Source organism: Brevibacillus sp. HB1.3 (assembly GCF_013186635.1).
Taxonomy (GTDB): Bacteria; Bacillota; Bacilli; order Brevibacillales; family Brevibacillaceae; genus Brevibacillus; species Brevibacillus brevis_D.
Genome location: NZ_JABMIT010000001.1, coordinates 878608 through 901238, shown reverse-complemented (window position 1 = coordinate 901238; position 22631 = coordinate 878608). Strand labels below are relative to the sequence as shown.

Genomic DNA, 22631 nt, shown 5'->3' with positions numbered 1-22631 from the left:
GAAGAGAGGTCCCTTTTTAGGGGCCTTTCTATGTTTGCCATGAATAGCCCTTTTCTTTCCTGTGTGGTGCAAACACACAAGCACAATCGCGGACTAGTCATATGGTGTAACGAACAGTTAACTATCCTCGTTTGTCCAGTGGAAAGGAGCGACGTCCGGCTATGAAGAAAAAAGAAGTCAAGCAGCTTTTAAAAAAGCATCCCGAATTTGAAGCATGGGTCCTCGAAGATTCCATGCGGATTAGAGCGGTTAAAAGCAACCCCGGTATGGCGGAAGAATTGTTTAAAAGATGGAACGAACGCAAAAAAGGGTTACTTGATTTTGAAGGCATCTCACAAAAAACCAAACGGGCAAGCGAAATGCTGACAGGCGTGCAATCCATCATGGAAATGATGTCGGATTATTCGAAGAAACAGTAAAATTACATTTGGAATGATTGGAGAAGGCTAGCTCATTAGCCTTCTTTTTCTTTTTCCTTTCAGGGTGTGTTTTGTTATACTAGAAAATGGGAGGGAGCATGTCTATGTTCAAATCAATGGTTAGTCTCATGTTGGCAACAGCATTGACGCTCGTCCCTGGGACAAGCATATTCAGCCAGACAGTAGAAGGAGTTTACGCCCAAACGACGAAACAACAACCAGCGATTAGCGTAACGCCAGCCAAAACATATCCTGGGGACGTTATTTTTGTACGCAGTAAAGAGCCACAAACCGTAACGGTATTCTCTCAGAACTATCAATTGCAAAAGACACAGGATGAGTATGCCCGGTTTATCCCGATTCCTTTTAACACGAAAGCAGGGACCTATAAAGTTACATCTGCAGACAAAAAGCTTTCCGTAACGGTGACAGTCGCACCGAAAAAATTTGAAGTAGACAAGCTTACGGTAAGTAAACAGCTCAACAACATGCGACAGGATACAAAACGAATCAATGCAGATCAAAAAAAGATCAATGCAGCTAGATCAAACTCGCGAGCGATTCCATATTTCTCGGAGCCGTTTCAGCAGCCAGCAATCGGAAAATTAACGACTCCATTTGGCTACCAGCGCGTAGTAAATGGTGTACCGGCCAACAGACACGCGGCGATTGACATCGCGAACAAGACAGGCACGCCAATTGGGGCGAGTAACCACGGGAAAGTGGTTCTGGCCGACTCATTATACTTAACAGGAAATACCATCATCATCGATCACGGGTTAAATATTTTTTCCATCTATGCTCACTTGTCCAAGCTAGATGTAAAGACAGGACAAGAAGTGAAACAGGGACAGGTGATTGGACAAATGGGTAGCACCGGTTTTTCTACAGGTCCTCACCTTCATTACGGCATGTTAGTAGGTAATACGTATGTAAATCCGCAGCCGTTTTTTGATGCATCACCTTTCCTCTGGAAGTAATTTGGAGGTGTCTTCATGAGAGTCACAAATGTGCCAAGCAAAGTACTCAACAACATGGTTCATTTCTTGGCGCCGTATGAACAGGCAGTTGAAGAGCTAAAGTTAAAACTAAAAGGAATTAAATACGGCTTCCAAAAAAGCGGCCGTTATTCTCCTATTGAATTCGTTGTCGGACGAGTGAAAAAAGTCGACAGTTTAGTAAAGAAGGCGAATGAAAAAGGAATCGACTTTTTGGGAGAGCATTGGCAAAGTGACGTCGCCAGGGAAGTCCAGGATATCGCGGGTCTTCGAGTCGTATGCCGCTATGTAGACGACGTGCGTGAGGTGCAGCAGTTGTTGCAGGAGCGGGAGGATATTGTCATTCACGATGTCAAAGACTATATAGCAGCTCCGAAGGAATCCGGCTACAGAAGTATTCACATGATCGTTTCGTATACGGTCTACCACGGCAGCGAAAAGAGAACACTTTTTTGTGAGATCCAAATCCGTACATTGGGAATGAACTTTTGGGCGACAAATGAACATGAACTGCGCTACAAATATGCGGGCAACATTCCGGCAGACGTGTTGCAGCAGCTTCATGAAGCGTCTGTAATCACACACCAGCTCGACGTGTTGATGAACAATTTGCGCCAAGAAATTCTCACACCGGCAGAAGTTGATACGACACTAGAAGAAAAATTGGAAGAAATATTTTCTTTGTACGTCAAGCAGGATTTGGATTCCGCTGCAGCCTTGTACAGGGAGCATGTCAGTGGTTTCGAAGAGGCTTTTGCGGACAATCCTAAGTTTAAAATGATTCACGATTTGTTGGGAATACGGTTGAAATAACGTCTCTAGTTGTCTACAGACCAAATGTAACCTGAAAAAACGCGACAAAGTAGGAAAGGATATAGACTAACATGCGCTTTTTACTAACGAACCTACTCGTTGTGGTGATGGTTTTGTTCAACCTAGGCATGCCTTCCGCTTTTGCCGAGGAGTCATCAAGCCTGGAGCCTAACACTCTCACTGGACAATCAGCCATTCTGATTGATGCTACAACGGGACAAGTCTTGTTTGAAAAGAACCCTCATGAGAAGTTGTACCCTGCTAGTATTACAAAAATCGCAACAGGTATTTACGCAATAGAAAAAGGGAATCTGGATGACACTGTCACCGTCTCAAAAAAAGCACGCCGTGAAGAAGGAACACGTGTTTATTTGGAAGAGGGAGAAAAGATTTCCTTACGCAATTTGTTGTACGGACTGCTCATGAATTCGGGCAACGACGCTGGTACAGCGATTGCGGAGCATATGAGCCAGACTACAGAACGTTTTGCCGTGGATTTGAACGCCTATTTGAAAGAAAAAGTAGGGGTCACCGAAACGAATTTTGCCAATCCACACGGACTACATGACCCGAATCATTACACGACTGTCGCTGACATGGCCAAAATATCGCGGTACGCGATGAAAAACCCCGTTTTCAGGGAAATTGTCGGTACCAAGCGGCTGCCTTGGCATGGACAAACGTGGGAAACAGTGCTAGTGAATCATAACAAGCTCCTGCGCGAATACGAAGGGGCGACTGGCATCAAAAACGGCTTCACAGATCAGGCGATGCATACGCTGGTAGGCTCTGCCAAGCGTGGAGAGACAGAGCTCATCGCCGTCACAATGAAGGCCTCTACTAGTGCAAATGCATACAAAGATATAAAAAAGCTACTGGACTTTGGCTTTCAAGGATTTGAGACCAAATCCATTGCCAAAAAAGGAGATTCTTTTTCAGAAGTAGCTGTTCCTGGGAATACCTCGGTTGTGACTTTTACAGCCAAGGAAGATTTGTATGCGACGGTTCCCAAAGGGGTGGAGCCTTTAGTTGGGCTAAAAGCAGATGGGAGCCTGTCTGTCCAAGCTGGCAAGCTAGCTATCTCTTATCCGTTGCTTCGCCATGATCCGCCTGCTCCGGCTTCTGCTACTGTGTTTGGGGACTCAGAAAGTGGCAACCCACATCCACTGGCGCGCTATAGCGTATTAATCGTTTGGTTAGGAATGAACTTTTTCTTAATCGTGTATACGTTTTCCCGTGCTCAGAGGAATAAACGAATTCGCGAGCGCAGTCTTCAGCGGCGCTTCTACTAATACAAAAATGAGAATCCAAACAGGACGTAGCCCTAGGCGCGTCCTGTTTTTTAGTTAGGTCATCTGTGAGGGATAGATGCCGTGTCCAATCGTGGGAAATGAGCGTACATTAGAGGAAGAACTTATCTCTGGTGAGGGGGAGTGAGATGGACAACCGAATCTATGATCGCCCTGCCGTGTCCGTCATCATCCCAATGAGTGACAACGCCAGGAATATGAAGAAACTACTCTCTGTTGTCAAAAGAATAGATCCACACACGGAAGTAATCGTCGTATACAACGGAGTGAGTTCCCAAGAAGCTGATCTATCCAATGAATGGGGAGTACTAGTCCTTTCAACCGGTTTGGAAGTTGACAGTCATGAGGCAAGAGCGATCGGCACTGCTCACGCGAGGGGAGACGTTGTCCTCTTTATCGACGGGCGACTCGCCATGCCTCTCTTATACTTGAAGAAATATGTCACGTTAGTCAAAAAGGGATGGGATGTCATTATCACGACATGCTCCGACCACTGGGGATCCAAAAGAGGAGAACGTTCAGCACACAGTGCCTATTGTCTGTTGAATCATCTTCTTGGTCAAGAAAGCATGGGTTCCGCTTCCTTTGAAAATATTCCCTTTGCCTTGAGCAGAAATGCTCTGGAGGCCATTGGTTCAAAGACTTTATGCAATCCAGCGGTTGCTATGGTTCAAGCGTCTGTCTTGGGTCTCAAAATGACGACAATCGCCCCGTTTGTTGCGAAAAAACAATCAATTGGTACTCATGATATCGTGCAAAAAGACATTCGTACGATTTATCGGGAGCATGCGAAGGCAATCCAGCTACTAACGGGTGGAACGAAGCAGCGCCGCGCAGAGCATGATGGTCAACGACACCGTGACTTGGTGCATGCCTCGGACGTTTTGCATCTGCGCTCGGTCATTCATCTAGAATCGCGCGTTAAGGAGGGCGGTGGACGGGGTGGCAAACACAAAGCAAAATATGCGCGATCCCACAAAAAAACGCAGAGAAGAGCACATTAATGGCAAAGAAAAAGGCCAGAATGTACATCGTTTAAGTGTCATCCTCTCTGTTCACCACGAGAGGACAATCCAAAAAGTACTCAGACAAATTGAGAAGCTCCGGCCCATGGAAATCGTACTCGTTGTGGATGGTTGCCCGGATCAATCGGTGGAAAAGCTTGCTTATTCCTCCTGTCCACTCACAGCGCTTGTGTACCCGTTTTCTTTGGGGGATGATGTATGGAGAGCCATTGGTGCCAGGGAGGCCACAGGAGATGTGTGGTTGTTTCTCGATGCAGATCAAGTTGTAGCTGCAAATGATATGCAGTCCTTTGTCAGAACATGTTACCGAGGAGCAGATATCGCGTTGAGAAGGTGCATGACACCCCTTCGACAATCATTTATGGAAGCGGATACCATTTTGCTGGCGAAGACGTTTCTCAATTCCTTGGCTTCACGTCATGAACTAAGAACGTCCTCGATGTACGATTTACCTTTTGCTATGACTCGACAAGCTGCCGCTATCATCGGCGTTCAACATTTGGCCGTACCTGCCGTTGCGCACGCCATTGCATTACACAATCAATTGCGTGTCGTTCCATCTCCTTACAGTGCATCAGCACAGCTTACGAGAAAAAGAACGACACCAAGAAAGAATAAATCGAGCGTTAACCAGACGATCTTGGGAGATCATCTAGAAGCAATGGATTACGTAATACCCCTCAAATGAATGATACCGTTGTCGAGGCGATGCCAACTGTGGGTATCGCTTATTCGTTATTTTCAAAAGTTACGCGCAAACACGCCATCATAAGCCGCTGGAATCATTTGATCTCTTGACTTTGCATTGTTCGGTTTTTGTAGTACGATAGGCAAGTAGGTCATTTTTTCTTGATAAAGGAGCAAACAGATTATGAGTATCCATATTGGAGCACAGCAAGGTCAAATTGCTGAAACCATCCTGCTGCCGGGAGATCCGCTACGGGCCAAATACATTGCTGAAACTTTCCTCGAAGGAGCAGAGTGCTACAACAACGTGCGTGGCATGCTCGGCTTCACAGGTACATACAAAGGTAAGCGCGTTTCTGTACAAGGAACGGGCATGGGAGTTCCTTCTATCTCGATCTACGTCAATGAGCTCATGCAATCGTATGGTGTTCAAAACCTGATTCGCGTAGGCACATGCGGCGCGATCCAGGAAGACATCAAAGTTCGTGACGTGATTATCGCCATGAGCGCATCTTCCGAATCCCAAACAAATCGTCTCTTGTTCGACCAGATTGATTTTGCTCCTACTGCTAACTTTGAATTGTTGCACAAAGCATATCAAGTAGCGACTGAGCGCAATCTGCCTGTCAAAGTAGGGAATATCTTTACGAGCGACAGCTTCTATCGCGAGAGCTTGGATTTGTACAAAAAATTGGCATCCTACCAAGTGCTTGCTATTGAAATGGAATCTTCCGCGCTGTACACATTGGCTGCAAAATACAAACGCAACGCATTGTCTATCCTTACCGTGAGTGATCACATTCTTACCGGTGAAGAAACTTCCGCTGACGAACGCCAATCGACTTTCAACGAAATGATTGAAGTGGCGTTGGACGCAGCTCTGATCAAGTAAATTAGCATGCAGACGACATCCCACTGGCAAACCATCGTCAGTGGGATTTTATGTAGATAATGGAAAAAGGGGATGGAATCATGAAACATAACTGCCCTGCCTTTTTTGAAACGGCATTTGACGAAGGGTATACGCAAGAGCAGGATGGCTATTTATACAGGTTGTTCCGTGAAGATATGGGCAAGCTTCAAATAAAAACCGGAAAAATCGTAGCGAACGATCCGTTTGTCATGTTTGAGACTGAACCGTTTCAGGAGGATTTCCCAAAAGGGAGCTTTTCCGTACAGCTTGCTATTGCGCAAGTTCAATCCCTGTCAAAGGATGAGCAAACGGATGACGCTCTGGAGCCAGATGAACGGGTAGCATTGGCACGGATTGTCTTCTCAGATAAACCTGTCGTGTCTTGGAAAATGGCTGTTTGGCCGGAGTCAGATGTGTCACAGCTTGGCGAAGGTGAATTTTTTGGCTACGGTGTAGATGCGGGGACAGGCTCGTTCATGGATACAGATGCTTGCGCGCTTTTGGAACGAGAAATGGAGAAGGACGAGATGTTTTATGAGACATTGACAAAGAAAATGGATCAAACGTATAAACACACGCGGAGTTGGGGGCTAATAGATTTGGCGGAAGGCTCTAATGTTGCTATGTTTTCAACAGGTTGGGGAGACGGCAGCTACGCGAGCTATATCGGTTATGATACCGAAGGACAGATCGCACGTTTGGTAACAGATTTTTACTTGTTGGATTGGATGAGAACCGCTGAAGAATAGAAGTCGGGGTAAACGGGGAAGGAAGAGAAAAGAAAAGCTTATAGACGCCAAAGTAGAGTGCCTCCAGTGGCACTCTTTTTATTGGTTATTTTTTCTTATTTCGTTCGAGGTATTGCGCCAGGTTATTCAACGTATTTTCGTACGATCTGTTTTTCGGTGTAGGGGCGATCGTTTTAGATTTTGGGATTACTTTGGTCATTTGGGGACCTCCGGGCGTTTTTAGTTATAGTGATCTTAATTATAATATAAATGAATTTACAATAAATGTAAATGGTATTTTTTATTTAAAATGAACTTTTTTATTTTGGTGAAATTTAAGCGGTCTATGTAGATAGTTGATAAATGCCTGTTTGATCTTATTAGATGATAGATTTTGTTACTGCTTGTTACTATCTTATGGTGAAACTGATAAACATACTGGTAGAGTTTCTAATCGCTAATTAGATTTTTAAATGAACAAGTTTCGGTGCATGCATGTATTTACACCATCTTTTCATTAGATCCGTGTACGAACGAGTTTGTGACGCCAAACTGATAAACAGGTGAGTACCCCTCTCAAGAAATTACGCATTTCATTTTGAGTCCGATAATATATATTATGTAAACTGATAAAAAGTGCAAAAGCAAGTGAGACATTAGCGATTGTCTGTTGACGTAAACATTACTCCATAATTGACATGAACATTGCTCCATTCCTAACGAGTGGTACAAACATGCATACCAAAGTGACACAAACAAGTACACTAAAATAAGTTCATAGGTAAACATGTTTGTGTCACAGTTTTTAATGTTTACGGCGTGAGCTTAGGAATATAGACATTAATTATGATAAAATCATACTTGAGTATAACTATGTAATCGAGCGACACTATTACAATTGGATTGTTAGCATGTGTTTATTTTCATTTCAGTTCATGAAATAGCATTTTTATGAACTGAAATGAAAAAAGAACCCATTTTTCCAAGGGTTCCTCTTTTGTTCAGTGATCATATAGTTTTAGACCAGAAGCCCTTATAGTACAAGGAGTCCCTGTCTTCAAAATCACGAGGTATTTGAAAATTAGTTTTAGGCTCAATATTTGACTCATTGAACTATCGTATCCGTTAGTTCAACGCAAGCAGCCTAGCCCCGCCAGTAGCAGAATAAGCCCGTTGCCCCGTAAGGTACAGTAGCTGCAAACAGCCTGTTTGATTTCACTTATATCGTGATATGTCTTCGTTCAATGCCAACCACTGCACCGCCAACCCGAACCTGGTTGATTTCACCGCTCTCGCTCAGGCGCAATCCTACCTTAATTTCAGAAGGACAATCCATTGAATACCCTTGTCTAAACATGACGTGCTCCACTTCTCGCAAAGATAGTTGGCCATGTTGGTACAAATAGCTGAGCAGGGCACCGTTGGATGTTCCTGTCGCGCTCTCCTCGGGAATATCGTACAGCGGCGCAAAATTCCGACATTCCGCAGCAGCATCGTCTGGAGTATCCATCGTGAACAGATGATATCCAACCACATCATATTTTTCGCTGATGGCGGTTATGGCGTCAAAATTTGGCTGAACTTCATTCAAGAGCTTCCTGCTGCGGATCGGGATCAAAATGTCCCGCAGCCCCGTCGAAACAATCTGGATGGGCAACCCGGTTTCCAGATCCTCGGCATCCATCCCCAAAGATGGGGCGATTTCCTCACAGGCTATCCTTTCAAGAAATTGTGGTAAGGCTTGTGACAAATAAACAAGACCCTCAGAGCTAATATCGACATCCAAAATCCCTGCCTTTGTTTCTATCTTATAGGAGGTCCCTTCCTTTGCCAAACCCAGCGAATGCATTAGTCCAAATGCAGCAATCGTGGCATGTCCGCACAGATCAACTTCGCTGACGGGGGTGAAATAGCGAAGTTTGTAATCCGCAAGCAGGGATTTTTCCATAAAGGCCGTCTCCGAAAAGCCCAATTCCTTCGCTATAAGCTGCATTTCGGCAGCATACAGCGAAAGGCCACCCTCCAAGACAACGCCTGCTGGATTACCGCCACGCTCCCCTTTCGCAAACGCATTTAACGTATACACTTCCACATTCATGTTCCGCTCGTCCTCTCCTTATCAGTCTCCATTTACACCGTACCGTTACAATTGCAAGCAACACAGGTCTGGACGACAGGTACTGTTCAAGATCATTGCTTTCTATAGCGTGTGTAAACAAGCTTCTTCACTGGATCTATGCTGTTTTAAGAAGTAAACAATCTTTCCTTGATTTAACTTAAATCTCAAAAACTATCGATAAAAGAAAAGCCTTCCACTAAGTTTCTGGAAGGATATTTGGCATGCGCATCTTTAGTATATCATCGAGTTTTAAGGAAATTAGAGATAATTATTGAAAAGATATTAGCTGGTTTTAGCACAATCATGCATTTGTATCAAGCATCGCTGGTATATTTATTTCTTTCACACAAGACGCCTTGGAAAGGTTCATGACGCATTTAACCAACGAAACGATATCTTGAAGAGGAATCTGTGTGCCATTATAAGCCGATAATACTTTCTCTATTCCGTCTTCATAAGGAATTTGGGTAGCAATTTCACCTGGATTTATACATGTTACACCTATTCCATACTTCTTTACATGTTCCCGTAAAGAATTGCAAATACCACGCAACCCGAATTTTGAAGCGACAAATGAAACTTGTGTAAACTCATTATTTTCAAGACCTGCCGTAGATCCGATTAAGAGGATTTTTGCGTTATCTGATTTTTTTAGATTCGGTAACAGCTTTTGGATGCAAGTAATTGCGGACGTTATATTTACATGAATAATTTTTGCAATTTCGTCCGGATCATCTTTCTCAAAATCATATCCATCCCTAAATCCTTTGTTTTCCCAGATCCCAACATTATATATGAATACGTCTATAGTAACGCCATTTATTGTCTTCGTAATCTTATTGCTTACATCGGATAACGATAGGTCAGCTTCTATCCAGTATCTATGGACACCATCGTTAAGCTTCAAACTCTCTGGACGACTTCTGGAAACTATCCATACGTTATCACCCGTATCAGGCAATTCTTTGACGAATGCCTCACCTAATCCTTTACTCGCTCCGAAGACAATAAAGTTTTTCATATTTTCCTCCCATGCGGTTTTTTTCCATTATTTTAATAACATTTTTAAACTTTGTAAATGATTATGTTTAGTTATTTAAAAAGTTTGGTTCATGCTACCGATTTTGGGAGGTTTTTCGTTATCCTGCCCGTTAGTTTAACGGCACCAGTAAAATTCCGAACAAAAATCTTTAGAGTCAGCTTGTCTATGTAACTAAAAAGACCAACTCAACGTTAGAGTATGGTTCTAAATATGTTCATACCTATGATAGCTATTTGATTCCGAACCCCCTTTTCCTACCATCCATTATTTTTACCAATGGAGAAACAAAACAGATTATAGCCGATGAACAATTACAATCCGAAATGGTAATCTTATACCAGAATAAAAAAGAATATCTTAAAAAAATTCAGGCATTAGAATTTGAGAATAACCTCAAGGAGATCCAAGGTAAACAAGATGAACTCAAGAGACTAAGTCAACTTATGAAGAGAATAAATGATGATCGGCTTTTCAGTAAAGATAGAAGAAGTGCTCAGTTCTACTACCTACTCATCCAGCTTTGCTCAAAGGCATAACGTGCAAGTTGAACTCTATTTTCCAAATCTAGCTTTTGGAGAATATTTTTCAAATGGTTTTTTACGGTATGCTCAGAAATGTCCAGCTTGCTTGAAATATCTTTATTACTCAGGCCCTTGGCGACCAGACCTAATATTTCACGTTCCCTGCCGGTTAATTTGCTGGGCTGCGCTACATCGGAGCCTATTGGCGCGAACTCTTTCAAGATACGAAAAGCGAGCTCCCGCGTCATGGGTGTCTCATCGACAGCGATCGCTCTCAAATATTCGTGCCATGCTTCCGGTTTCATATTTTTTAATAAATAGCCTTGGGCACCCTTTTTAAGTGCATCGAACAGGTGCACAATATCGTCCGAGACGGTTACCATGACCACTTTGACATTAGGAAGTTTTTCCTTCAGGCATTTAGTAGCCGCCAAACCGCCCATTCCTGGCATTTGAATATCCATTAGAATCAAATCAGGCATCCACCATTCGCTAAGAATGATCGCCTCTTCGCCGCTGCTCCCCTCCGCTACCACTTCAAAGATCGGGTCGCTTTCCAGAATCATACGTATTCCTTCTCTGGCCATTTCATTGTCATCTATGATCATTACTCGAAATGTTGACATTTATTTATTTTGCCTCCTTTAAAATCGTGACCCTCGTTTCTCCATCTATTCGTTCGTAGTTTAGGTTCCAGGACATATTGTTAGCGCGATCCCGCATCATCTTAAGTCCATAGCTGCTTCCTCTAATCTCCTTCTCCAGATCAAATCCTTTTCCATCATCTATGATCTTACAAATCCATCCATTTTTGTTTGCGCACGCATGTACACGTACACAGGTAGCATTCGCATGCTTATGAATATTGAGTAATGCCTCTCGAACAATCGCCAATAACTCCACTTTATCTTTAGTTGAGAGCAGAGATTCTGGAATTTCCCATTCTGTTTTAAATTGTAAATTGGTTTCACGGCGCAGCTCGTCAATCAAGCTCTCCACTCCTTGCAGCCACGGTATTCTGTTCACATCTGGCGCATACCGTAGATTTGCGATGGCTTGCCTTACGTAATCGTTCGTGTGATGAACGCTCTCTTTGAATTTGTCTATAAGCAATTCGTCTACCTGCTTCATGCGCTCAATCCGTGATACCTGGGCATTTAAGAAGAATAATGATTGGGCGATCCCATCATGCAACTCCCGAGCGATTTGCTCGCGTTCCTCCAGAATCGCCTGTACAGCCTTTGAACGATTTAATTCCTCATGATTATGCTCAATCATCGCGAACAATTGTGTCAAAAACAACAGGCTTACCACTAACACAATGACAGGAGCAAGCCAATTTCCCAGCTCCATGGAAATATAGGGAAGCAGAAACTCATGTCTTACATACTCCCATGTGCCAATCGTTAATGTAGGAATCGTCAAAATCAACCATTTCATTTGTTTATAAGTCAACCAAAAAATCCCCTCGCAGAAATGACGTGTCCTTAGAGAAATAACAAAAGACCCGGCACATTGAAAAAATCGTAACGGGTCTGTTTGCGTGCTTATCGAAGAAAGAATGAGGCGTCATGGATCATTTTCTTTCCTCCTTTATTCAGCGCTTTACCGGCAAAAGCCGCATCGATTTGATAATCGGATGACCGCTCCCTTCTTCCATCTCTACGCATGCTTCTACCTCAAATACATCCCTCAGCATCTCAGCGCAGATTACTTCACTTGGCTTTCCGTGAGCATAAACGGTGCCTTGTTTCATGACAGTAATGCGATCGGAGTATGCTGCGGCATGATTCAAATCGTGAAGTACCATAATAACTGTCATGTTTTGAACGCGGTTCAAATGCAAGACAAGTTCCATGATCTCCAGTTGATGACAGATGTCCAGATAAGTTGTTGGTTCATCTAGCATCAATACTTTTGGCTGCTGGGCTACTGCCATTGCGATTCGAGCTCGTTGCCGTTCCCCGCCCGACAGTTCGAGTACGCTTCTTTTTGCGAATGCTTCCATGCCTGTTAGCTTGAGCGCGCAATCCACGATCGCCCTGTCATCGTCGTCAAGTCGCTGCATAAACCCTTTATGCGGAAAACGTCCGTACGAGACCAGGTCATACACGCTGATATCCGACAATCGATCCTGCGATTGTGCAAGCATGGCCAGATGACGAGCGAACGGCTTCATCCCCCACTCCTTTGCCTCTTTTCCATCAACATAGACCACGCCGCTTTCTTCCTGCAGCTGGCGGGAGAGCACTTTCAATAACGTGCTTTTCCCACATCCGTTCGGACCCAAGATACTGTGAATGAGTCCTGATTCAAATCGAATATTTACATGGTCCATGACCATATTTCCGCGATATTTGACAACCAGATGCTCTCCACGAATCATTCTTGCACCCCCCTCTTTCTAAGCAAATACAGAAAAAAGGGAGCGCCGACAGCACCCATCATAATCCCTACAGGCAGTTCAACGGAAGCAAAAATAACGCGAGCGAGCGTGTCGAATATGGTAAGTACAGCTATACCAAGCAATGCAGTGACAGGAAGCAAGATTCGATAGTCGTTTCCGATCAGCAGCCTTGCAGTATGAGGAACAATCATACCAACGAAAGCAAGCAAACCAACAACGCTGACTGCGCTGGCAGCCAGGAGCGCCGCGATGGCTGTAACGAGTAGTCTCATACGCTCGACATGCAGACCCAGCCCTTTCGCATCCGAATCTCCAAGCATTAAGATATTCATTCTCTGAGTGGTCATTAGTGCGAAAAGGGTACCGATTATGGAATAAGGAAGCAGGATCTGTAAATGAGGCCAGCTTTTCGCCGAAAGCCCGCCCACAAGAAATAGCAATGCTCCATTCACCTGCTCACTATAGAATACAAGCAGACCTGAAGTACCCGAGCTAAAAAAAGCAGAAACAGCCACCCCTGCCAATATAATCCGCCCGGGACTCGCCCCGTTTTTCCAGGCAAGTGTATAAATGAACAGTGCCGCCCCAAGCGCTCCCAGGAAAGCGGCAGGCGTCATCAGGTATGCATAAGCCGGAAACATGACAAGCATGGCGATGCCGAAAAATCCTGCTCCCGATGATACACCAATAATGTGCGGGTCCGCCATCGAATTCCGCATGACTCCTTGCAGCAAAGCACCCGCGAGTGAGAGATTGATCCCAATCAGACCAGCAAGCAGGGTTCTTGGTAATCGGACGTTCCAGATGATCTCCCGTATCGAGCCTTGCTCGCTTCCTGTAAATACATGAATAATTTCCATGAAGCTTACTTTGACTGCTCCACAGACAAGGCTGAAAATTACACCCGCCACAGCCAATAGGATTAAAATCAAGAGGACGCCAATTCGCCATGAGGTGGTTTTCCGAAACCCTGATGTCGATTTATCTTTCATAGGCATCGGGATATACCAGCTTGGCGAGATATTCAAATGTCTGATCGATTTTCAAACCTGGCGAATTTACAAAATCGGATGGTAAAAATACCATTCTCTTCTCTTTCACAGCCCGAAGCGATGCCCATGCAGGGTTGCTTTCCAATTCATCTTTGAGCTTTTGGCGGCCGTATTCCTCCGTTCCATATACAACCATGAAAAGGTAATCCGGATCAGCCTCAATTAATTTCTCGATGCTGTAGGGCACGGAACTTGGCATTTGACTAGACTGCATACCTTCAGCCACATTTTTCAAGTTCAATTTATTCGCTATATCGAGTGCAAGGTTGCCATTTTTTTGAATGGATATCCCATTAGATGCGATTGTAATGAAAGTAAATTTTACCGATCTATTAGGCACTTTGGAAATAATCGTCTGGATATGTTTTTCCGTTTCTTTCCATGCCTTTTCCGACTCTGCTTCTTTTCCGATGATTTGTCCGAACAGCTTTCCGGTTCTTTGAATATCGTCATAGCTATTGATATTCACTAAAGCGAGCGGTATTTGACTGGTAAAGAGAGCATCTTTCAAATTGGCATGAAAACGAGGATGCCCGATTACAAGATCTGGCTGCAAGCTTGTGACTTTTTCCAAGCTAACCTGGTTAATTTCCCCGATATCTTCGGCCGCTTTGGCCGCATCTGGTACGGGAGTTCCCGATGCGTTGGCTCGTGCGATCGCTACACCCCCTTGCTGGTAGAAGAGACCAAGCACCTCTGTATTCAGAATGACCACGCGTTCTGGTTTTTTCACTAAAACAACCTCTTGTCCTGTATCGTCAGTAAAGGTTAAAAAAGGCTGCGGGTTGGAAGACGACGTTTTAGTACTGCCTGGATTCGGCATGACAGTGGAAGTCGAATAGGAACTACAACCGATTACAGTAAGCAATGATAGAAGACTCATCAGTGCAAACGTAATCTTGGTTTTCATTTGCATTCCTACCTTCATTCAGCTTTTTGGATGGAAGGACTAGCTCCATCCTCATCAAAGCGAATATCGTATTCCATTAATTTTGCCGTATCTGCTGCTACTTTCGTTCCGAGCAATCGACTTACCATATGAAAGGCCATATGGATGCCCGAAGAAATGCCTCCGGAAGTGACGATCCGATCCTCATCGACAAATTTGACACCTTCGACGACAGTTACTTTGGGGTATTCGCTTCTCATACTATCCAGACTTGCCCAATGCGTTGTCGCACGTTTACCATCGAGCAATCCGGCCTCGGCCAGTAGCAAAGCACCTGTACAAACGGATGTCATCCATTGAACCTCTTCAGAGTGCTTACGGATCCAATCGAGCAATACTGGGTTGTGGATCTCACGCCTGGTTCCTGCCCCTCCCGGAATAACTAGCAAATCATACGCAGGAGCGGTATGTATGCTATAGTCGGGAATTACCTTTAAGCCGTTTCTCGCTGTGATGAAATGACCTGATTCCGAAATCGTGGTTACTTGGAAAGGCTTACATTCATCCGCTTGACCGCGATTCAGCGCCGTCACGGAAAACACTTCAAACGGACCTGCAAAGTCAAGCACTTCAACGTCGTCAAACAACAAGATACCGATCTTCCAAGGTTGCATAAATACTCCTCCTGTCATCATTCGTGTTTTAGCATGGATTTGCGCCAAACCATCATCTGCAAATGCAAGTAAGGAACCATTTTCTATGCCCAAATTATATAGAGCGGCCAAGGAAGGTAGAATGACTCACAAGAGCTATTGATGTGGCTATTATGTGAAGTTTTGTTGTTCGATTCCAGGAGGATATAACTCTCAGTAACGGGGCGGGGATGAACAAAAAACCAGCCAAATTTAAATTTGAGCTGGTTTCGATTTGTTCTTATTTAATTAAGCCTTTAGAACGAGCTTTCGTGAGGTACGACGGGAACTCTGCAAGAGAACGTTTGAACAACTCTTCGTCTGAGATCCGATCAAGATCAGTGCAAGTAAAGAAGTTTGCGTTATCGATATAACGTCCCTGAAGGTTATCGAGCTTACTCAAGAATTGGAATTTTTCATTTCCAATCCCAACGAATTGCCAAAAGATACCCAATTTGGATGCTTCCCGAATTACTGATTCCGTCTCATCCTTATCGCCATTATCCCCATCTGTTAGAAAGTAAACGTATACTGGTTCACTATTCTGGTAATGCGCTTGATACGCATTCTGGTCAATTGAAAACTTTTGCCCACCAAATAGCTTTCCGAAGAACCCTCCACCGGTAGAGGAACCCTCAAAAGCTTGTGGGTAATACTTTTTCGTGATGCGTTTCATTACCCCCGCGTAATTTGTATAACCCTCAAGTTGATATTTCTTGACAATGTGATCATTTACGTAGTTGAAGAAATCCCTTTCAGACAGTTCTCCTACTTCGTAATCATTTTTGCCAAACAGAAAGATGTCAATCGAGCGATTATCATCAAACTTCACACCAAGCGCAAGCAAACGCTCAACAGCTCGTTGGACTACTCCATTTTTGTATAGCGTATGCATCGAACCAGAAATATCAATAGCTACTGCGACCCGAGCTGTTTGACCATTCAAACCGACTTTAGAGATGGCTTCATTAGCTTTTTTCTTCAGACTAATAAAGTTTTCTTCTGCTTTCTTTTTCAAATCAATAGACACGAAGATCACTTCCTTTCATTATGTAAACACTTTTGGTTGATCAATAGAAATATGTAGAATCTATTAAACAAATTGTACCATAAAATGCTAAAATCAAGTATATATAGGGAACCTAACCCATCGTTCCCCCTATTGATGGCTCTCTTGTTTGAGAATTTTGTCGAAAATCGAAATAGACATCTTTACATATTTTTTTGTCATGTTATATATGGGGTACAAGCTTTCCAATAAATAAGTAAGAAAGAGAGGATAAATGATGAAAATAAGAGCTAGATACAGAAAAAGATATGCATTCTTTGGTGCTATAACGGGATACTTTTTAGCTTTACTTGCATCCACAATACTTCCGACTTTTATCATGTTAGCCATACCGTTGCTAGCAGCAGCCATAGGGTTTGTCTTAGGTGAAAAGAAAGAACAGCGATTCAGTGGAATTACGGTACCAGAACCGGACCAGAGAATTCCTTCTACTGAAACGGGGAGTGAACAAACGAAAAAGGAACTGGAATCTACCTATTCATCAGAAATACGAGAGTATCTACAAGTTATTAAGGAAATTGTGATTAACGAAAATGAAAAGCACAACCTCGATGATGAAATATCCGAAAAGACAATAAACCTTTGTTCTAAGATCGATACTCTCCTCCCCTACATAGAAACGCTCGGTAGTGCACAAACGAAGCATGATATTAAAATGCTCGTCATGAAAGACTTGAATAGTGTCATCAACCCCTTCTTGAGGCTGAGTGTTGAAAACAAGCTGAAGAATAGACGAAAATTATTAGATGGTCTCCGTGACATCAACCTAAAGCTGAAAGTGATCTCTACATCTATTGAACAACACGACATCTATGAGTTGGAGAGAAAGCTTACTCTTATCACCGAAAAATATAATGCCAAAGAAATTTACTAATCACTTTTAAGGAGCGTGTTAGAGCTATGACGACACAGGCTATCCAATTAGTTAAACAAGAAGACATCATTAAGATCCAATCGGAAGCAGAAAATGTGGTGCGCCAGCTGCAAACGGATAATCAAAGCCAGATGGATTCCATTTTGGAGCAACTGGGGAATTTGGGCGAAAGCACCCAACGAAATGCTGCTGAATCTCTCGAAATTCTAAAACGACCTGTGAAAGATCTGATGGAAGGGAAAAACAATGATATTCCCAATACACTCTTAAAGCTTCGTTCTTGCACAGAAGAATTGAATCCGAATAAAATCTTTCAAAGCGGTGGGATCAGCAATCTCTTCAACAGAATCTTAGGGAAAAACCCTATTTCCCAATACATTCGAAAATATGAATCCGTTCGTACACAAATTGATAACATCATTGCCTCCTTGCTTAATGGCAGTGACAAGTTAAAAGAAGATGTCATTAACTTGAAATACATTAAGAAAAAATCCGGTGAAAATATTTATGAATTAGAGAAGCGGATTTACTTCGGGAACAAGTTGCTTGAGATGCTTGAAGTTGAAAGCAATAAGCCTGAAAATCAACTTCGCAAACCCGAATTTGAAAAAGCAATGGTCAAAGTCGTAACAAGAGTAAAAAATATGAGTCAAATGATCAACATTTTACAACAATCTATCGCTTCTGTTGATGTTATTGCGGACAATAATGAAAAGTTGGATGAAGCTGTCTTTAACGCGATTACGATGACGCAAAACGTTGTCACAGTGTCCGCTGCCATTCAGTTGGCCTTGAATAATCAGAAGAAGGTCATCGAAGCTGTACAAAATACCAACCAGGCCATTGAGGATATGCTGGTAGCCAATGCTCAAAGCTTAAAACAGAATACACAAGAAATCACTTCGATGCTGGAGCAACCAAGTATCGCAATCAATAAACTGCAGCAGGCATTTAATGATGTGTATAGTGCAATCCAAATTACCGAAGATTCAAATCGGAGAATTATCGATTCTAGCAAAAACTTCATCCAAGAGATGGATAAGCTCAATGCAGACATGAGAGTAAAACTCGGTATGGCAGATCCAAATCAACTTTCTGCACCAGCCAATCAGCAAACCTCACTTCTACAATAAATAACAAAAGAGGAAACCAAGTGATCTTTCCTTGGTTTCCTCTTTTGTTTCCTTGGCGACCTATCGCTCCCCGGGAGATGACGCAGTCAGGTAAGCAGTGTTAAGCGAATATTCTACGAATCGCTCGAAGATGTATTCCCGCTTCAAGGAGCTCTCCGACACCTGATGAAGCTTTTTCACTGAACATTATTCTACAAAGAAGTTTTCACTGCCCATTAGTTCCGTGTAAACTTTTTTCGTGTGTTGTACAATCGCTGGCGGTGCCGTCTTAACCGATCCCGCATCAAAAGGGGGCTTCGGATCGTACTCAAGCGTCAACTGCGTTGCCTGTGCTATTTCTACTCCAAACTCCCAAGCTACAACCTGGAGCGCCATGTCAATGCCGGAAGACACGCCCGCTGCAGTGACAATCTTCCCATGGTGCACCACCCGCTCCTCCTGCGGAATCGCACCGAGAGCGCGAAGAGATTCGCAAACAAACCAGTGGCTCGTTGCCGGTACTCCTTCCAGTAGACCTGCAGCACCGAGAACCATTGAGCCTGAACAAACCGAAGTCGTCCATTTCGACGTCTTATGTAACTGGCGAATCCAGTTCAGCGTCTCTTCGTCATTCATTAGCTCCTTACAACCTATACCGCCAGGAACGATTAAAACATCCGTAGAAGGGACTTCCGCATAACAGTATTCTGCATGCAGGTAACCCATTTTTGAATCGAGTTGAATCAATCCTTTTTCTTTCGCGACAAATTTGATTTTGCATTTCATACTTCCAGCGAATGCTTCATAAGGACCAATTGCATCTAATGCTGTCACACCGTTATACAACAAAATAGCGACTTCCATAGTGTCATTCTCCTTTCGTTCTGGTTCTAAGTTGTAGGTAAATTAGTTGCAATCTCATAAACGGTTTTACCCTCCAAAATCGTACACAGGACTTTTGTGTTTCGAATGTCGGTTGGCGGTATCGATAACGGGTTGCGGTCAAGAACAATCATGTCGGCTGATTTCCCTACCTGGATTGATCCGGTTATGTTATCCAGATACATCGACCGTGCGCCATTGATCGTAAACAGTTCGATAGCTTGAACGACGTCGAGGGCCTCGCTGGCATTCACTGTCCCTGGATAATCGATATACGGGTTTTGACGGGTAACCATCGCTTCGAGGCTCGGCCACGGATTAAACGACGGCACGACAGGCCAGTCCGTTCCATAGACAGCCAAAGCGCCAGTATCTACCACACTTCGAATCGAATACTTGCCATCTGCGCGCTCGGGCCCAATCACCACTTTATCCTGGGTATGAAAATCGGAAGGGAACCACATCATCGGTGAAAATTCTGCCACGGCATCTAGTGCGCTGAAACGATGAATATCTTCGGGATGAATAAAGGCGGTATGGGCAATCTCATGCTTCAATCCAGAGAACCCGTTTGCCGCTCGAGCAGCCTCAATGGCATTCAGTCCGACCCGGATCGCTGCGTCTCCGACGGCGTGCATTTTGACTGTGATACCCTTGCTGTCTAAATAAGCGAGATCCTTTTTAAGCTGTTCGGCATCAACCAAAATGTTGTCGCTGGCATCTTTGTCTCCGAGATACGGCTGCATAAAAGCTGCAGTCTTGAATGCAGGGACTCCATCTATAAACATTTTCGCAAAATTCGTGAAAATATGGGAAGAAGCGTACTTCTTGCGGTCTTCGATCAACGCATACTGCTCTTCCATGCTGATCTCTAATCGCACCTTGTACATAAGGTTGGTAACTACCCGCAAATGAAGTCCGTTTTCATCATCCAACTGCTTATAGGTCTTTAAGATTTCCCGATCCGTCATCGGTTCTTTTATGCCCGTAATCCCATAGGAATTGAGCTGGTTCACGACCCACTTCACTGCTTCAAAATGTTCTTGCTCACCGCCTTTGGGAATATGTTTGGCGACAAGCTGTATCGCAGGCAGCTCGATCAAGACTCCTGTTGGCTCTCCACTCTCATCGCGATGGATGTGACCGCCCTCTGGGTCAAAGGTATGGGCGTCGATTCCTGCAATCTCTAATGCCTTGCTATTCACCCAAGCATTATGATGGGAGAAGTCGTATAAAATGATAGGACGTGAAGAATCAATAGCGTCTAACTGGCTTTTGTTTATGTACGGCATAATCTCGGGCTGCCAGTCCACCCCTACAATCCATGGCTTGCTTGGATTATTTTTGGCATACTCTCGGACGCACTCCAAGGTGTCTGTTACTGACTTATGAGATTCGCGAGGAAGGTGGCATTCATTTAACATGGAATAAGACCCCAAGTACGCATGTATGTGCATATCATGCAAGCCAGGTAAGACCGTCTTTCCTTTCAAATCAACTACTTCGGTTGTTTGAGAGATCAGCGACTTAATTTCGTCGTTACTCCCCACTGCAACGAACTTTCCCTCTTTCACCGCTACTGCCTCAACGTAGCGATAGCGCGGAACTACACAATAAATCTGTCCATTCAAATAAACCGTATCCGGTGCCACCAAATGAACAACCCCTTCGCAAGAAAGTAGAATCGCAGACAATCAGATAGCTAGCCGCCCTCCTTCCCTATCCATACGGGTGCTTGCTTGAGCTTTATTATGACAAAAGCTGAAAACGCTGCCTATTACCCAAAAGGGTGATTTTTGCGCTCGTCTCCGCACCCCGTCAGGCCATGTTGCTGCCAATGGGCGTATGTATTATGATTGTGGAAACCTGGTACCATAAGGGGGAAAACAATTTGCTGGATAAGGGCGCATCGAAAACAGATTATTTGAAAGTTCTACAATTTATCGACTCCATTCTGGTTCCCGCAGAGAGTTTTCGCAAGCAGGTATTGCTTTCGCTGGCACAACTATTTGGTTTTAACAGATCTATCTTTTGGACAGCTGACAGACAAGGCAATTTATGCGATCCGCTCACCTACAACGTAGAGGACCGACTGATCCAAGAATATGTTTCCTATTATTTTCAATTCGATTTGCTGCATCCCCAAAAGATTCTTCACCGGATTGCTACCAGTAAGGCTTTGCGGATCAATGACATCATGTCCTATGAGGAATATGAACAATCTGTTTACTATAAACAATTTATGCAAGTATACGGAAACTACGATATGATTAGTGTTTATCTGGAAAAGGAAAACAAATTGGTGGGCGGTATTGGATTGGCACGCTCCAAACAGGAAAAAGGGTTTACCGCTGATGATGCCCAAGTATTGGGGATCCTTGCCAAGCATATTGCCAATACTTGGGCCATGCATACACGTGTGGAAGAGATGGAGAATGAAAAAATACTGTTTGAGACCCATTCCAATATGTCCTCCATCGGCATGATTATCGTCGAGCCCCCAGCCTTTATCCGCTATGTGAATCCGGCGGCCCGGGACATTTGCATCGAATTGAACCGTGGGAATACATGGACGAATCCGATCAAAGCCTTTATTGGGCAGCTTTTGGCAGACCATTCTACCAACAGGCTCCCTGCTTTTGTCACGACAGTCCATTCACCTACACTGCAGGAAGTAACGATACATGTCCAGCACTCGTTTCAGACTCAATCTTCCTATCAAAGAAAGCTTCAATATGTTATATACCTTGTCCCAAAAAGCAAAATAGCCAGCCGAATTGCATCGCATGACAGTAACAAGCTTGCCCTCCTGACCCCGAAAGAGTGGGAAGTTTACGAGCTTGTGCAGCAAGGATCTACAAACAAACAGATTTCGGGCAAATTACACATCAGTCTGAATACGGTCAAAAGGCACTTGCAAAATATTTACAAGAAAATGGAAGTGACGAACAGAACGAGCTTGTGTTACAAGATTAACTGGTAGTCATCTTTTTATGACGCGATGATAAGCGCATACGGCAGGGGATACAGTAACTTCTACACTAAAAAAGCTGTGAATGCATTCGCACTCACAGCATGG

At 43.8% G+C, this 22631-nt stretch carries 22 protein-coding genes; 11 read left to right on the top strand and 11 right to left on the bottom strand.

What is annotated here, in order from left to right; genetic code table 11:
* Window positions 1-161 precede the first annotated feature (161 nt).
* From HPY31_RS04230 to HPY31_RS04195, 8 genes are all read left to right on the top strand, one after another.
* Window positions 162-419 (top strand): hypothetical protein, encoded by a 258-nt coding sequence (locus HPY31_RS04230; RefSeq protein ID WP_015891327.1) that lies wholly within the window; start codon window positions 162-164, stop codon window positions 417-419.
* Window positions 420-523: 104 nt separating this feature from the next.
* Entirely contained in the window at window positions 524-1399 is an 876-nt protein-coding gene (locus HPY31_RS04225; RefSeq protein WP_172138688.1) for a M23 family metallopeptidase, read from the top strand.
* Window positions 1400-1414: 15 nt separating this feature from the next.
* Window positions 1415-2230 carry a GTP pyrophosphokinase gene (locus HPY31_RS04220; RefSeq protein ID WP_172138686.1) on the top strand — a complete coding sequence of 272 codons (816 nt, stop codon included), beginning with the start codon at window positions 1415-1417 and terminating at the stop codon, window positions 2228-2230.
* A 71-nt stretch (window positions 2231-2301) separates the two neighbouring features.
* Window positions 2302-3522: a D-alanyl-D-alanine carboxypeptidase family protein gene (locus HPY31_RS04215; RefSeq protein WP_172138684.1), complete on the top strand. Its 1221-nt coding sequence runs from the start codon at window positions 2302-2304 to the stop codon at window positions 3520-3522.
* A 146-nt stretch (window positions 3523-3668) separates the two neighbouring features.
* A complete protein-coding gene (locus HPY31_RS04210; protein ID WP_172138682.1) occupies window positions 3669-4544 on the top strand; it encodes a glycosyltransferase in 876 nt (291 codons plus the stop codon).
* A complete protein-coding gene (locus HPY31_RS04205) occupies window positions 4504-5253 on the top strand; it encodes a glycosyltransferase family A protein (RefSeq protein ID WP_172138956.1) in 750 nt (249 codons plus the stop codon). Before HPY31_RS04210 ends, HPY31_RS04205 begins: the two co-directional genes overlap by 41 nt.
* A 183-nt stretch (window positions 5254-5436) precedes the next feature.
* Complete coding sequence (gene deoD, locus HPY31_RS04200; protein ID WP_016743688.1) at window positions 5437-6144, top strand: purine-nucleoside phosphorylase; 708 nt, start codon at window positions 5437-5439, stop codon at window positions 6142-6144.
* A gap of 80 nt (window positions 6145-6224) precedes the next feature.
* Entirely contained in the window at window positions 6225-6914 is a 690-nt protein-coding gene (locus HPY31_RS04195; protein WP_172138680.1) for a DUF4241 domain-containing protein, read from the top strand.
* A 1198-nt stretch (window positions 6915-8112) separates the two neighbouring features.
* Here the strand turns inward: HPY31_RS04195 and HPY31_RS04190 are convergent.
* From HPY31_RS04190 to HPY31_RS04150, 9 genes are all read right to left on the bottom strand, one after another.
* Entirely contained in the window at window positions 8113-8991 is an 879-nt protein-coding gene (locus HPY31_RS04190) for a PhzF family phenazine biosynthesis protein (RefSeq protein ID WP_172138678.1), read from the bottom strand.
* Between the two features lie 322 nt (window positions 8992-9313).
* Complete coding sequence (locus HPY31_RS04185; protein WP_172138676.1) at window positions 9314-10033, bottom strand: SDR family NAD(P)-dependent oxidoreductase; 720 nt, start codon at window positions 10031-10033, stop codon at window positions 9314-9316.
* A gap of 523 nt (window positions 10034-10556) precedes the next feature.
* The gene (locus HPY31_RS04180) at window positions 10557-11201 is read right to left on the bottom strand and encodes a response regulator (protein WP_172138674.1); all 645 of its coding nucleotides are present in this window, start codon (window positions 11199-11201) and stop codon (window positions 10557-10559) included.
* A 4-nt stretch (window positions 11202-11205) separates the two neighbouring features.
* Window positions 11206-12030, bottom strand: a complete 825-nt coding sequence (locus HPY31_RS04175) for a sensor histidine kinase (protein ID WP_172138672.1) — start codon at window positions 12028-12030, stop codon at window positions 11206-11208.
* 142 nt (window positions 12031-12172) lie between these two features.
* Entirely contained in the window at window positions 12173-12961 is a 789-nt protein-coding gene (locus HPY31_RS04170) for an ABC transporter ATP-binding protein (RefSeq protein WP_172138670.1), read from the bottom strand.
* Window positions 12958-13980, bottom strand: a complete 1023-nt coding sequence (locus tag HPY31_RS04165; protein ID WP_253901666.1) for a FecCD family ABC transporter permease — start codon at window positions 13978-13980, stop codon at window positions 12958-12960. Before HPY31_RS04165 ends, HPY31_RS04170 begins: the two co-directional genes overlap by 4 nt.
* Window positions 13964-14962, bottom strand: coding sequence for an ABC transporter substrate-binding protein (locus HPY31_RS04160; protein WP_172138668.1), 999 nt, complete (start codon window positions 14960-14962; stop codon window positions 13964-13966). The genes HPY31_RS04165 and HPY31_RS04160 overlap by 17 nt, the downstream gene beginning before the upstream one ends.
* Window positions 14959-15597 (bottom strand): DJ-1/PfpI family protein, encoded by a 639-nt coding sequence (locus tag HPY31_RS04155; protein WP_172138666.1) that lies wholly within the window; start codon window positions 15595-15597, stop codon window positions 14959-14961. Before HPY31_RS04155 ends, HPY31_RS04160 begins: the two co-directional genes overlap by 4 nt.
* 259 nt (window positions 15598-15856) lie before the next feature.
* Complete coding sequence (locus HPY31_RS04150; protein WP_172138664.1) at window positions 15857-16645, bottom strand: VWA domain-containing protein; 789 nt, start codon at window positions 16643-16645, stop codon at window positions 15857-15859.
* A 253-nt stretch (window positions 16646-16898) separates the two neighbouring features.
* On the opposite strand from HPY31_RS04150, the gene HPY31_RS04145 reads away from it, so the two are divergent.
* Window positions 16899-17558 carry a UPF0016 family protein gene (locus HPY31_RS04145; protein WP_253901665.1) on the top strand — a complete coding sequence of 220 codons (660 nt, stop codon included), beginning with the start codon at window positions 16899-16901 and terminating at the stop codon, window positions 17556-17558.
* 26 nt (window positions 17559-17584) lie between these two features.
* Window positions 17585-18691: a toxic anion resistance protein gene (locus tag HPY31_RS04140; RefSeq protein WP_015891283.1), complete on the top strand. Its 1107-nt coding sequence runs from the start codon at window positions 17585-17587 to the stop codon at window positions 18689-18691.
* Between the two features lie 186 nt (window positions 18692-18877).
* On the opposite strand, the gene HPY31_RS04135 is transcribed toward HPY31_RS04140, so the two are convergent.
* On the bottom strand, window positions 18878-19534 hold the full coding sequence (locus tag HPY31_RS04135; RefSeq protein ID WP_172138662.1) for a DJ-1/PfpI family protein: 657 nt from the start codon (window positions 19532-19534) through the stop codon (window positions 18878-18880).
* A gap of 26 nt (window positions 19535-19560) precedes the next feature.
* On the bottom strand, window positions 19561-21246 hold the full coding sequence (locus HPY31_RS04130; RefSeq protein ID WP_172138660.1) for an amidohydrolase: 1686 nt from the start codon (window positions 21244-21246) through the stop codon (window positions 19561-19563).
* A 95-nt stretch (window positions 21247-21341) separates the two neighbouring features.
* On the opposite strand from HPY31_RS04130, the gene HPY31_RS29135 reads away from it, so the two are divergent.
* Window positions 21342-22535 carry a LuxR C-terminal-related transcriptional regulator gene (locus HPY31_RS29135; protein WP_216675415.1) on the top strand — a complete coding sequence of 398 codons (1194 nt, stop codon included), beginning with the start codon at window positions 21342-21344 and terminating at the stop codon, window positions 22533-22535.
* Window positions 22536-22631: the final 96 nt, after the last annotated feature.